The organism is Lysinibacillus sp. NPDC097195 (genome assembly GCF_044762075.1).
GTDB lineage: Bacteria > Bacillota > Bacilli > Bacillales_A > Planococcaceae > Lysinibacillus.
This window is the reverse complement of record NZ_JBIWDP010000001.1, coordinates 1-13,129: the sequence shown is the minus strand read 5'-3', so window position 1 is coordinate 13,129 and position 13,129 is coordinate 1. Positions and strand designations below refer to the sequence as shown.

The following is a 13,129-nucleotide window of genomic DNA, read 5'->3' as shown; positions in this document are numbered from 1 at the left end:
CATAGCGAAGGTTGCAGCTTACGTTGTGCCCACGAATAGCATAGTGGATTTTTATGAATTAAGTATATCTAAATAGAGATTTATTATTCTTTAAGTAATGCGGCTAATTTTCTTCTTAGCAACTTATTGGCTCCATTACGTGGAAGTTCATCAACGACAATAAATTGTTTCGGTACTTTATATTTAGCAAGATTGTTCTCGCAATACTGCTGTAATACTCCCAATGCCAGCTGTTCTTTTAACACGACAAAAGCGATTGGCACCTGACCCCATTTATCATCCTCGACGCCACAGACACCCGCTTCCTGAACAGCAGGATGCGCCAATAAAACATTTTCAACTTCTGCAGGATAAATATTTTCACCACCCGAAATAATTAAATCTGCGCGCCGATCGACGACGAACAAATAGCCTTCCTCATCTAGATAACCAATGTCTCCCGTATGAAGCCACCCTTCTTCGGTAGCACTTCTCTCTGCAAAGCGACCGATATAACCCGGAGTAACATGTGGCCCACGAATACAAATTTCGCCCTCTCCATGTTCATTTGGCATATCAATTTTGATTTGATTAAAAAATAATGGCTTGCCCGCTGAACCAATTTTTTTCATCGCGTCTTCACTAGCCAACGTTGCCGTTTGCGATGATGTTTCTGTCATGCCATATGTTTGGGCTACGGCTAAATGTAGCGCACTTGCTCTTTTTAAATAATCTACAGGTACAGGCCCACCACCTGCTAGCATTAATTTAAAGTGAGGTGAAGCTCGTACTTTGTTGCGCTCAAGTGTATTGAGTATGCGCTCCAACGTAACTGCTACCACTGACATATGTGTGACATCGCCATTACCAATATTTTGCGCGATAGCCTCTACATTAAACTGCTCATAGAGATGTACTTTATTGCCATATAACAACGAGCGTACTAAAATGGAAAAACCGCTTATGTGGAATAATGGTACTGCACACAACCAAACATCATCAGCCTGTAAGCCAATATTAAGAACTGACGCTGTTGCACTTGCCTGGTGGTTGCCAACCGTTTGACGAACGCCCTTAGGGAAGCCTGTCGTGCCAGACGTATACATAATCGATGTTGTTTGATTGAGTGACCATTCTTTAGCAATTTCAACTTGCTGCTCCTTACCCTCTTCAACTGCTGAAAATACATGGTAAAAGATATCTTGTGGTAATTTTTTTACATCCTCATCTGCTACTAGTACAAGTTGTGCTTGTGAATCTTCGAGTTGATAGGCAATTTCAGCTTGAGACAATCGACGATTCAGCATGACCATTTCACATTGTAAATGCATACAAGCATACATCATGACGACCAGTGCTGGTTTACTCGGTCCCATGATTGCAATGCGATTCCCTGGCTTTAAACCAAGTGCAGTTAATTGTCGAGCTCGTTGTAATGAAAGCTCGTTTAATTGTTGAAATGTCCATGTTTGTCCTTCATATGTGAGCGCGTTGCGCAATGGCGTTACATACGCACGCTGTAAAATCCAGTTTGGGTACATTCTTTGCTTCCTCCGATCATTTACACTGATAATGGTACCGCTTTTTCCATCAGCGGTCTATTCGTCTGTCTTTCCCTTAAAACAACAAAAGCTCGTATCTACTAAGAGATACGAGCCCACCATCATTTCCGAATCAAGGGAATCTTGGGAATTGACCAAAGTCTGGTTGACGTTTTTCTTTAAATGCGTCGCGACCTTCTTTTGCTTCATCAGTAGTGTAGTAAAGAAGTGTAGCATCGCCTGCCATTTGTTGAAGTCCAGCTAAGCCATCTGTATCAGCATTCATTGCTGCTTTTAAGAAGCGTAGAGCTGTTGGTGACATTTGTAGCATTTCTTCACACCATTGCACTGTTTCGTCTTCCAATTGTTCGTAAGGAACAACTGTATTGACTAAGCCCATATCAAGCGCTTGTTGTGCATCGTATTGACGGCAAAGGTACCAAATTTCACGCGCCTTTTTGTGACCGATAATACGTGCAAGATAGCCTGAACCGTAACCAGCATCAAATGAACCAACTTTTGGACCAGTTTGTCCGAAACGCGCATTGTCTGCTGCGATTGTAAGGTCACATACAACGTGTAATACGTGTCCTCCACCGATTGCATAACCTGCAACCATCGCTACTACTGGTTTTGGAATAACACGGATTAAACGTTGTAAATCAAGTACGTTTAAGCGTGGGATTTCATCGTCTCCTACGTAGCCACCATGGCCGCGTACCTTTTGGTCCCCACCTGAACAGAAAGCGTGTTCGCCTTCACCTGTTAAAATAATAACACCAACATTTTTATCATCGCGGGCACGAGAAAATGCATCGATCATTTCCATTACTGTTTTAGGTCGAAATGCATTGCGCACTTCTGGACGGTTAATTGTCACTTTGGCAATACCGTTATAAAACTCATACTTAATGTCTTCGTAAGTATGTAATGTAGTCCATTGACGTGTCATGGAAATTACCTCCTATTTTATAAAATTCGCCTTATACTGACACAAGGCGCTAACGTAAAAAACATTACGTTAAATACTCATTTACTATTGTAGCAAATTCAGCTGGATTTTCCACATGAATTGCATGCCCAACGTCATTTACTGTTATATGTTTTCCATTTTTTAATAACGCTTTCATTTCCAATGCAATATTACAAAATTTCACATCAAGCGAACCAGTAATTAATAGCACAGGTAATGCTAAACACGTTAAATTATCCCAGTTCGACGATTGTCTGCCCGTTCCAATTCCTCGTAAACTGTTTGCCAAGCCCTTTTCACTTTGAGACAAACGCTCTGTTCTCACTGCTTGTTTTACAGTTTGAGCTAAACGTTTTTGCGATGCAAACAAAGGGATATTTTCCCACGCATTAACGAATGACTGCAAACCATTTAGCATAATTTTATTCGCCAACACCTCATCACGCTCACATCGCTCATAACGTTCTTTTGCAGTACGTAAACCAGGAGAAGCACTTTCCAACACCAACTTGTCTACACGGTGAGGATATGCGAGCGCATAGGATAAAGCTATACGCCCCCCCATTGAATAGCCTAGCAATGTAAAATTCTCTAAGTGTAATTGATCAAAAATCTCTTCTAAATCAAGCAGTTGTTCAGCCATGGCAAAGCGGCTTACTTGCTCAGGTACTGCTGTTTGACCATGTCCGATTAAATCGATCGCCACGATACGTATATGCGAAAGTTCTTCCGCTAAATTCCGCCATGTAGCAGTACTTCCTGTAAAACCATGCAGAGCAACGATTGTCTGCTCTGCTGCTTCATTCCAGATATCTACATGTGTCTCTAGACCACGAATCATTAGCTTTGCCATGCTTTTAACCCTGCATTAATACGATTCCAAAGCGCTCGATGGGCATATACATTTTCTTCTCGATCGGTAAAAATTTCTATTAAGCGTAATGGACTTTTCTTTACCGTGTTAAATTTCGGCACTAACTGTGCAATATCTTCAACACAAATGTAGTCCATATCGTACATACGCGCAATGTCACGGAATTCAAGAGCAGTTGGTGTACCAAATAGATTTTCGTAATGTTCTTCTACCGTTGATTGTGGTAAGTAAGAGAAAATACCGCCACCATCATTATTCATCACTATGATGGTCATATTACATGCTTGATAGCGTGACGCAATTAGGCCGTTGACATCATGTAAAAAGGCTAAATCCCCAATAAGTAAAAATGTTTCACGACTATTTCCTTGACTGAAGCCCATTGCAGTGGATACAACACCGTCAATGCCATTAGCTCCACGATTCGCAAAAATGCGAATATCCTTTGCCGTTGCCATTAAAAATGTATCGATATCACGAATTGGCATACTACTGCTAACAAAAACATCACTGCCATTTGGTACTAATTCCAGCAAACGACTTACCATTGCCCCTTCATCAATTGCTCCTTCGGCATAGTGCTCAATGTACTCCAGTGCAATATCATTAGCATCTTGCCATTCTGCTAAATACGCCGCTTCTAGCGCAGTTTCAGTAATGTCTAAGTGTACGAGCCAGTCGCCAATGCTTGCATGCAGAAAATGAGTGGATACCCCTGTAGAATCACGGAACATCGGGTCTTCATCAACAACAATATAAGCTTGTGGCTGTGATTTTGTAATAAATTGCATAACAAACTTCGATACAGGCTGCGCTCCTAAGCGAAGTACTGTTTCAGGTTCAACAAGCGCTTTAAAGTCCTCGTTTTTCATAATGGCATCATATGTCGTCACAACATATGGTAGACAATCATCTGGCACCGAAGTTCGCATATTCGATAAACTCTCAACGATGACAGGCCATTTTAATTTTCGCACAAACTCCCACATCAAAGTTAAATCTGTTCCGAGTGGCAGTTCCCCAACAATAATAAATCCTTTTGTCGTTGCTCTTAAAATAGATGCTAATTCTAACTGTGCATCGATCGGCGGTGTTAACTGTCCAATACTACTTTGCTTAAACGTAACAGGCGGAAGCTCCTTCAGAAAATCAATAAGCAATGGTTCACGGAATGGTACATTAAGATGTACTGGTCCGAAAGGTGCACTTGTTGCAATGGCAACTGCACGTGCAATATGACGCTCGATAAATGGTAATGTCGGTGCAGCACCGTCTGCTAGCGGGAAATCAACACTCCATTTTACATGAGCCCCATATAAATTTGTCTGATTAATGGCTTGTGGTGCCCCAACCTCACGTAATTCATGTGGACGGTCGGCTGTGATAACAATTAGTGGTACTCGTGCATAGCTCGCTTCCACAATTGCTGGATAATAATTAGCCGCAGCAGTTCCTGATGTACATAACAGTACGACAGGCTTAGCAGTAGATTTAGCAATCCCAAGTGCAAAAAATGCAGCTGCGCGTTCATCTACTTGTCGGTACATCGTCAATTGCTTTGATGAAGCAAAGGCATAGGCTAATGGTGTCGAACGTGATCCTGGACTTACAACAACATGTTGGACACCTGCCTGTACAAGTGATGCAACCATTTTATACACGTAATCAGTCAATATTTTTCGTTCACTCATGTACTTGTCCTCCTAACGCTCGAAGCATTGGACGGAATTTCACTAATGTTTCCTCATATTCAGATTGTGGCTCTGAATCAGCTACAATACCGCCACCAGCATATAAATAAGCTTTATCTTTAATGAGAGCTGCTGAACGAATCGCAACTGCGAATTCCCCGTTGCCCTCTGCATCTAACCAACCTATTGGCGCAGCATATAGTCCACGATTCATCGGCTCATATTTACGAATAGCACTCATAGCCTCTATTCTAGGCACACCACCTAAAGCAGGCGTTGGATGTAAATGTTTCGTTAACTGCAAAATCGTTGCTTCGTCATTTAACTGCCCTTCAACAGGTGTATATAAATGTTGGATATCTCTAATTTTTAATAAGCGTGGTCCATCAGGTATTGTCATCTCAACACAGTTTTTACGGAACGTATCTGCAATCATGTCGACTACATATTGATGTTCGCCACCGTTTTTCGGATCATTTAACAAGCTTTGTCCATAAGCCTCATCTTCTTCAGGCGTTTTACCTCGTTGAATCGATCCTGCTACACATGATGAGTATGCACGACCACTTTCCACTTTTACAAGACGCTCTGGCGATGCGCCGAAAAATAACAAATCATGCCACTCTAACCCAAATAAATAGCTTTCTGGCTGTTCATCAATAATTTGAGCTAATACTTGCGGCGACGTTACTTGTTCCTTAAATTGCAGGGCGAGTGAGCGAGCAATAACCACTTTAGCTGCCTGCTTTGCCTTTATAAGCGCTGTCACCTGATCGATGGACGCTAAATATGGGTCCTTATAAGGCTCGAAATAATTAGTTATCTCAGGTTTCGCATACATCTTTACTTGTTCAACTTGCGCAGCATCGATTAATTGATTTCGCTCGTTACGTAGCGCTTCAAATTGTTCTTCTGCTTGCGTAGCTTGTGCGATAAGGTGAATACTTACAAAGGCTTTGTCATCGCGTAATACAAGCTGATACGTTGCCAAGGCAAAATAAGCCTCTGGGAAGTCTGTCCACTCTCCATTGACACTATTTTGCGGGTCGAATGTAAAACCGCCGAACAAAATTGGTTGTAGTTCAGCCTGCCCTTTTACGCAATTTTTCGTTATACTTTTCCATTCAGCTTCTACAGCATCAAAGCGGTCATTTTTTGCGTTATTTTGAATTGTATGGGCATGTCCTAGCCCCACTAATGTCATTGTTTTTTCTCTATTTTGCCAATAAAATCGTTCACCTTTATAACGCTCCTCACCCGCCGCATAAAATGCAAGCGCTGATAAGCGACTTACTTCGATTGTTTCCATATAAAAATGAAGGTTTTGGCCCAAAGAGTCCACTTCTACTTCTGTGGCTTGGTACCACTTCTGTTGCATGAAAATTACCTCCGTTATTGCAATGTACATAATCCATTATGTTTTCGCGCTACAGTACGTGTTGCTGTTACTTGCACGTATTTAATATCATACGTCTGTCGTGGCGATTTCACACACAAAAACACCTGAGACATCCGTCTTTCGCATTACTTGTTGCGCTAAAATAGCCGTCCTATATGTTTGACGGCTTCTTTGTTTCAAGTGCTACGATAAGCTTATTTTATCTTCCCATCTCTTAAATGCATGTACTATTGTATCATTTTTTTAAACATAACTGTATGTAATAAGCTGTGAACCTATCCATTTTCTCTTTCTTCGTATAAAATAAGAAGAGTCTACAATAGTTGAAGGAGAGAAAGACCTTATGACCAAAGTCATTGAAGCTGATAGGGGTTTTAAAGTTTGGTGGCATTTAACGCGCCCACATACTTTAACCGCTTCATTCGTTCCAGTATTTTTAGGAACAGCAATTGCGCTTGCAATTGAAAAAGAAACAATTCATTTCGGACTATTTTTTGCTATGCTAATTGCGAGTATGCTCATTCAAGCAGCAACAAATATGTTCAACGAATATTATGATTACAAGTTAGGATTAGATAACGAACATTCTGTCGGCATTGGCGGCACAATTGTCCGTCATGGAGTCCAACCGAAAACAATTATGATCATTGCCTTAAGCTTTTATGCAATAGCCATGCTACTTGGCATTTATATTTGTGCCTCAACATCTTGGTGGCTTGCTGCAGTTGGACTAGTATGTATGCTGATTGGTTTTCTATATACTGGAGGACCGTATCCTATCGCCTACTCGCCATTTGGAGAGCTTGTTTCAGGTGCAGTTATGGGGATGGGTATTGTCTTAATCGCCTTTTATATTCAAACACTAACGATAACTTTAGATGCAGTATTACTGTCTGTTCCGAGTATGATTTTAGTTGGTGCTATCATGCTTTCGAACAATATTCGAGATATCGTTGGCGATACAGAAGGTGGACGTAAAACACTTGCTATCTTAGTGGGCCGTGACCGTGCTATTTCTGTATTATCAGGCTTCTTCATTGTTTCGTACCTTTGGGTTATTGCATTAGTTGCCATTGATGGTATTACTTTTTGGTCGCTAATTATTTTCCTATGCATCCCGAAACCACTGCGAGCTATCCAAATTTTCCGCGATAAAAAAGAAGCCAAGGAAGTAATGCCAGCGATGAAATTCACAGCGCAAACAAATACATTCTTCGGATTCCTACTCGGAATCGGTTTATTAGTAAATTATTTCTTTTATTAATGTGGACAAGTTGTGATTACTGTCGTTGATTTCTGCTGCGTGCGGACGCTTTCCATCAACTGAACATGTCAATAGAATTAAAAAAGACCAAAGGCATCCAGAAATAAACTTCTTGATGCTTTTGGTCTTTACTATAAAGCAACTTTACTTGGTTGCCGCTCTTTTGATATACTGCCTAAAATTATTGTGTGCTATGCCACGCACTTCGTTATCTGCAAAATGCTCACGTAAATGCTCTAATACATTTTGCACCTCACCTGCATGCGCAAGACCATTGACCGTCATATCTATCCCATCAAAATCAGAACCGAGCCCAAGATGCTCAATCCCAACGATGCTCGCTAAATGCTTTACATGTACAATTAAATCATCCATCGTTGCATTTTCTCCAATAAAACGTGGGAAGTAAACTATATGAATATGACCTCCATGCTCGACAAGAGCTTTAGCCTGTGAATCGGTTAAATTACGTGGATGGTCACAAATCGCACGTGCATTGCTATGGCTGGCGATAAGATGCTTTGCTAGCGGCAGCACATCCCAGAACCCTTGCTCATTTAAATGCGATACATCGATAATGATATCCCGCTCATTTAGCATCTTGACAACTTCCTTACCAAATGGCTTTAAACCAAGACTAGCATCCTGTTCAGCTCCGTAACCTACAGCATTCTCTTCATTCCATGTTAGACCGACTAGCATAACACCTGCATCCAATACAGCTGAAAGCTTCGTTAGATCATCGCCTATTGCACTACAACCTTCTAAGCTTAATATCGCGCCTATTTCATGCGGTGCCAACGTATCTAGTTGTAACCAGTCTGTAATATGCACCATACCTTCCGTTTGTAATACTTGTGTATGAAAGGCTTCAATTTGCCGCATTACCTCTAAAAATTGCATATTTTGTGGTAGCGCAGGGTCAATAAAAATCGCAAAGACTTGTGCCTTTACTTGCCCTAGTTGTAATCTTTCTTTATTCGCATGTAACCTTACATCATCCGCAAATTTTGGCGCTTCAAGTGTCGTTAGCTTATACAATACATCACAGTGTAAATCAATTACTTCCATGTTATCACCTCATACAGTTATTATACTGTTCAAGGGAATAAATGGGAAGGAATGCGTGTATCTTTACATTCTATCTGCTGGTGTATCTGACGAGCCGAATTCCTCTAGCTCTTCAAAATCATCAGATTTAGGTAATGAAGATAGTACTTCTTCTTCTACTGGTCGTAGTAAATCATCTCGTTGCTCCGCATGCTCTACACATGTTAATGCATGTGGCATCGCTTCTAAGCGACCTAGCGGAATTTCTTCGCCACATTCCGAGCACTTGCCGTATGTTCCATCTTCTATTGCTTGAAGGGCCTGTTGTATTTCCTCTGCATGATCACTGCGATGCTCATCAATAGCCATCTCTGTAAGTTGGTCTGTTAAATCACTTGCATTATCTGCTGGATGATTATCGTAATTGGAGAGCTCTGTTGCCTGTGGTCGCTCTGATTCCTCAAGTTGCTGTTCGATTTCATGTAATTCCTGCTGTAATTGTTTTTTAAACTTCTCAATCATCTGTTGTTCCAAAAAAATCGCCTCCTCATACTTTTATTTTTTCCTTAATTGTGATTTCCAAAACATCCGTATGAGAAGGTTTCTTTTAGATTTGTGTATATTCTTGAATGACATCATGGAGAAATTGACTAGCTCCTGCTGCTACATGGTTATCGTAATAAGCAGTGAAACGATCATCCGCTATATACATTTGCGCTAAACCAGCATGTGCTTCCTTTGAATATTGCGGCCATGAAAAGCTCAGCCATCGCTTATGAAGCTCTGCAACTTCCATCGAAATATCATTCTTTACATCGCCAATAGCCATTGCTTCTTTTAAACGTTCAAATAATTGCTGTTCTAGTTGTTGCATCGCCTTATACTGCTCCTCTGTTAAATTTCTAAACTTTGCATTCGCTGCATCCACGGTTTCTTGACCGTAGTTGGCACGAATTTCTTGACCATATTGTTTTTCATTTTCTTCAATTAACTGTTGTTTAAAGCCTTCAAATTTCTCTTCGTTCGTCATTGGACGTTCCCCCTCAATCGATTGGATTGTTTGTTCCACTGTTTTTAATAATTGATCTAGCTGTTTTTTTCGTTGCAGTAAAGCATCGCGGTGTGTTTTTAATGCAGCAGTATGTTGAAAATCCGGTGCGTGAATAATATTGTGAATCATTTCTAGCTTCATATCCAGCGCTCGATAAAACAATATTTGCTGCAGCATATCGACTTCATGCTGCCCATAAAAGCGATAGCCTGCCTCATTCGTTCTTGCCGGCTTTAGCAAATGAATTTCATCGTAATAGCGCAATGTTCTCGTACTAACCCCTGACAATTTAGCAAGTTGCTGAATCGTATATTCCATTACTTTCACCTCCATATCCATACTGTAAACCTTGACGTAGCGTTAAGGTCAAGGGCTATTTAAATAAAAAAAAAAAGCTGTGGCCACTTTACTACCTGCCACAGCGCTTACCATCAATCCCCCGCACATAGATAATATTGATACTTATTCATATCCATTTTATGTTTTAACTTTTTTTGAAAAAACGGTTGGTTACTCGCTGTAATTGGAAAGACCCCGACAACTGGATGAATATTTGACAGGTGCAATATTTCCCTATATTCCTCTAGTGAAATGTCTATTAGTATTTCCTCGCCTACTACGGTATCTTCATGAAATGGCGTCCACATGATCATTCTTTCGATGCTCTCTTCACGAATATAAAATGGAGAAATCATTTCTTCTACAAATAAATGATGTTCCCGCGCAAATTGTAATGGTTCCTCTTGGTAATGATTGGTTCCAATAAACATATAATAGTCATCTCCAAAATGGACAAAAAAATCTGCAGCGATGAAATGACAAAATAGAAAACCCCGTAACACCATTTTGGCAATGAGCGGAATTTGATCAATCGTTACCTCTTGATCTTCTTTTAAGTGAAGATTGTCAAATTTTTCATCATACAATTGGTTATACAAAGCAGAATCTAACCCTACATCAATATAAGTCGTGTTAATCATTGTTAATGATTTTATATCATTGACATGTAAAAACTTCATGATTGTAGCAATATAAGCAGTTTCGACCTCTATATAATTTTCTACTGTAAAGATTTCACCATCGATTGTCTTCCCAATATGAGATGGACTTGTCCATTCCACGTCCTTCGTGTAATGCCCCTCATTATTTCGGAAGTCAGGATTATATTTCGTTATTCTCCATTGGTATTTTATGTGATTACTCACTTAAATCACCTCTTGTCCAATAATCATCGTGTCATGTCCATTTTTTTATAATATAAAAAAGCATCTCAATCAACCGAGAGATGCTCACTTGTACTATTTTGCATACTTACCATGCCACACAATATTTCGGTAGTTTTCTACGTCCGTGTCTCCCTCTGTATTCACAAATAGTATGTTTGATTGTTTATTTAACTGCAAAGCTGCCTTTAAATCTTGGTAATCCTTATTTGTCATTAATTCATAAAAACATCCGAACGGGGCTGCGCCTGATTCACCTGCAATGATGCGTTGATCCGAAGCAAGGGGGTTCGCTAGTACACGCATGCCAGTTGCAGCTACAATTTCATTACAACTAATACTAACTGTCGTATAGGTTTTTAAAATATCCCACGCCATAGGATTTGGTTCTCCACATGCTAACCCTGCCATAATCGTTTGCATGTCGCCACCGACAGTAACAAATTGCTCCGTTCCCTGTTTAAAACTTTCATAAAAACAATTCGCTGCGTCTGGTTCTACTAAAACAAATGTTAATTGTTTTCCATAAAAATGTTGCAGAAAAGCAACGACTGCACCTGCGAAGGAACCAACTCCAGCCTGCAAAAACACATGGCTTGGTGCTTCTTCCAACTGATCGACCGCTTCTTTCGCTAAAGTTGTATAGCCTTGCATAATCCATAAAGGAATTTCTTCATAACCATCCCACATCGTATCCTGTATGATAACCCAGCCATTTTCTTCTGCCAACTGCGACGTATAACGGACCGTATCATCATAATTCATTGTTGTGATTTCCGCATAAGCTCCTTCATTCTTTATATTTTGCAAGCGTTCTTCTGCACTGCCAGCTGGCATATATACTCGCGCTTTACAACCTAGTTCCCTAGCAGCCCATGCAACACCTCGCCCATGATTGCCATCTGTCGTTGAAATAAAGGTTAAATCGCCTAGTTGTTCTTTTATTTCAGGCGACTTTAATTGTTCAAATGACAGTTCATCAATATGTTTACCTAGCAATTTCGCAACATACTGTCCTATTGCATAAATGCCCCCTAAAACCTTAAATGCATTTAATCCAAAGCGAAATGACTCATCTTTAACGAAAATTTTATTGACCTCTAAATGGGATGCTAAATAATCTAATCTTCGTAAAGGCGTTTTTTCAAACCCTTCATATGTATGTTGAAATCGTTCTACACGATGCACCTGTTCCAGTGTAAAATGTTGTAGTGTAGATGCCACACTGTCTATATTGTCCTGTAAAAAATATTGTCGATTATATTCCCATTTCAAGTTGCTACTCATACATATCCCCCTCTATTTATTGTCTACTACTATATTACCTGAAAATTCAATTAAATAAAAATAATAGTATGCAACAATAAATAAGCATACAGTGCATACGTTGTAGATGCTAGACAGTTCGCTACCAAACTTTCAATCCAGTAAAAAAAAGCAGTAAATGTGATATTCACATTTACTGCTTTTTAGTATGACCCCTACGGGATTCGAACCCGTGTTACCGCCGTGAAAGGGCGGTGTCTTAACCGCTTGACCAAGGGGCCAATGGCGGAGAAGGAGGGATTTGAACCCTCGCGCCGGTTACCCGACCTACACCCTTAGCAGGGGCGCCTCTTCAGCCTCTTGAGTACTTCCCCACAAAAAAATGGCTCCGAAGGCAGGACTCGAACCTGCGACAACCTGATTAACAGTCAGGTGCTACTACCAACTGAGCTACTTCGGAATAATGGTGGGCCTAAATGGACTCGAACCATCGACCTCACGCTTATCAGGCGTGCGCTCTAACCAGCTGAGCTATAGGCCCATTTGGAGCGGGTGATGGGAATCGAACCCACGACATCAGCTTGGAAGGCTGAGGTTTTACCATTAAACTACACCCGCGTGTATGGTGGGTCAGGACGGAATCGAACCGCCGACACTTAGAGCTTCAATCTAATGCTCTACCAACTGAGCTACTGACCCATATACTTTTACTGAACCTATTTTAAAATGGCGGTCCCGACCGGGATCGAACCGGCGATCTCCTGCGTGACAGGCAGGCATGTTAACCGCTACACCACGGGACCATTTGGTTGCGGGGG

Annotated in this window: 11 protein-coding genes and 7 tRNA genes; 1 reads left to right on the top strand and 17 read right to left on the bottom strand. The window is 40.7% G+C overall.

Features of this window, described 5'->3' with window-relative positions; genetic code table 11:
* Positions 1-83: 83 nt before the first annotated feature.
* From ACIQXI_RS00090 to ACIQXI_RS00070, 5 genes are all read right to left on the bottom strand, one after another.
* On the bottom strand, positions 84-1,520 hold the full coding sequence (locus ACIQXI_RS00090; protein WP_402920060.1) for an o-succinylbenzoate--CoA ligase: 1,437 nt from the start codon (positions 1,518-1,520) through the stop codon (positions 84-86).
* Positions 1,521-1,653: 133 nt separating this feature from the next.
* Positions 1,654-2,472 carry a 1,4-dihydroxy-2-naphthoyl-CoA synthase gene (gene menB, locus ACIQXI_RS00085; protein ID WP_054767225.1) on the bottom strand — a complete coding sequence of 273 codons (819 nt, stop codon included), beginning with the start codon at positions 2,470-2,472 and terminating at the stop codon, positions 1,654-1,656.
* 64 nt (positions 2,473-2,536) lie between these two features.
* Positions 2,537-3,346 carry a 2-succinyl-6-hydroxy-2,4-cyclohexadiene-1-carboxylate synthase gene (gene menH, locus ACIQXI_RS00080; protein ID WP_402920056.1) on the bottom strand — a complete coding sequence of 270 codons (810 nt, stop codon included), beginning with the start codon at positions 3,344-3,346 and terminating at the stop codon, positions 2,537-2,539.
* Positions 3,334-5,058, bottom strand: coding sequence for a 2-succinyl-5-enolpyruvyl-6-hydroxy-3-cyclohexene-1-carboxylic-acid synthase (menD, locus tag ACIQXI_RS00075; protein ID WP_402920053.1), 1,725 nt, complete (start codon positions 5,056-5,058; stop codon positions 3,334-3,336). The genes menH and menD overlap by 13 nt, the downstream gene beginning before the upstream one ends.
* Positions 5,051-6,436, bottom strand: coding sequence for an isochorismate synthase (locus tag ACIQXI_RS00070; protein WP_402920050.1), 1,386 nt, complete (start codon positions 6,434-6,436; stop codon positions 5,051-5,053). The genes menD and ACIQXI_RS00070 overlap by 8 nt, the downstream gene beginning before the upstream one ends.
* Positions 6,437-6,800: 364 nt before the next feature.
* Between ACIQXI_RS00070 and ACIQXI_RS00065 the strand changes: the two genes are divergently transcribed.
* On the top strand, positions 6,801-7,721 hold the full coding sequence (locus ACIQXI_RS00065) for a 1,4-dihydroxy-2-naphthoate polyprenyltransferase (RefSeq protein WP_402920048.1): 921 nt from the start codon (positions 6,801-6,803) through the stop codon (positions 7,719-7,721).
* A gap of 144 nt (positions 7,722-7,865) precedes the next feature.
* On the opposite strand, the gene ACIQXI_RS00060 is transcribed toward ACIQXI_RS00065, so the two are convergent.
* The 12 genes from ACIQXI_RS00060 to ACIQXI_RS00005 all read right to left on the bottom strand — a co-directional run bounded on the left by ACIQXI_RS00060 (position 7,866) and on the right by ACIQXI_RS00005 (position 13,114).
* Positions 7,866-8,792 (bottom strand): dipeptidase, encoded by a 927-nt coding sequence (locus ACIQXI_RS00060; RefSeq protein ID WP_402920045.1) that lies wholly within the window; start codon positions 8,790-8,792, stop codon positions 7,866-7,868.
* A gap of 63 nt (positions 8,793-8,855) precedes the next feature.
* Positions 8,856-9,293, bottom strand: a complete 438-nt coding sequence (locus ACIQXI_RS00055; protein ID WP_402925597.1) for a TraR/DksA C4-type zinc finger protein — start codon at positions 9,291-9,293, stop codon at positions 8,856-8,858.
* Between the two features lie 85 nt (positions 9,294-9,378).
* A complete protein-coding gene (locus ACIQXI_RS00050; protein ID WP_402920042.1) occupies positions 9,379-10,140 on the bottom strand; it encodes a MerR family transcriptional regulator in 762 nt (253 codons plus the stop codon).
* A 113-nt stretch (positions 10,141-10,253) separates the two neighbouring features.
* A complete protein-coding gene (locus ACIQXI_RS00045; RefSeq protein ID WP_402920039.1) occupies positions 10,254-11,027 on the bottom strand; it encodes a DUF7683 domain-containing protein in 774 nt (257 codons plus the stop codon).
* Between the two features lie 93 nt (positions 11,028-11,120).
* Positions 11,121-12,332: a diaminopropionate ammonia-lyase gene (dpaL, locus tag ACIQXI_RS00040; RefSeq protein WP_402920036.1), complete on the bottom strand. Its 1,212-nt coding sequence runs from the start codon at positions 12,330-12,332 to the stop codon at positions 11,121-11,123.
* Positions 12,333-12,520: 188 nt separating this feature from the next.
* Positions 12,521-12,592, bottom strand: a tRNA-Glu gene (locus ACIQXI_RS00035).
* Positions 12,593-12,594: 2 nt separating this feature from the next.
* Positions 12,595-12,685, bottom strand: a tRNA-Ser gene (locus ACIQXI_RS00030).
* A gap of 9 nt (positions 12,686-12,694) precedes the next feature.
* A tRNA-Asn gene (locus ACIQXI_RS00025) sits at positions 12,695-12,771 on the bottom strand.
* Positions 12,772-12,775: 4 nt separating this feature from the next.
* Positions 12,776-12,852, bottom strand: a tRNA-Ile gene (locus tag ACIQXI_RS00020).
* Between the two features lie 3 nt (positions 12,853-12,855).
* Positions 12,856-12,929 (bottom strand) — tRNA-Gly (locus ACIQXI_RS00015).
* A 5-nt stretch (positions 12,930-12,934) separates the two neighbouring features.
* Positions 12,935-13,010 (bottom strand) — tRNA-Phe (locus ACIQXI_RS00010).
* 28 nt (positions 13,011-13,038) lie between these two features.
* A tRNA-Asp gene (locus ACIQXI_RS00005) sits at positions 13,039-13,114 on the bottom strand.
* Positions 13,115-13,129 lie beyond the last annotated feature (15 nt).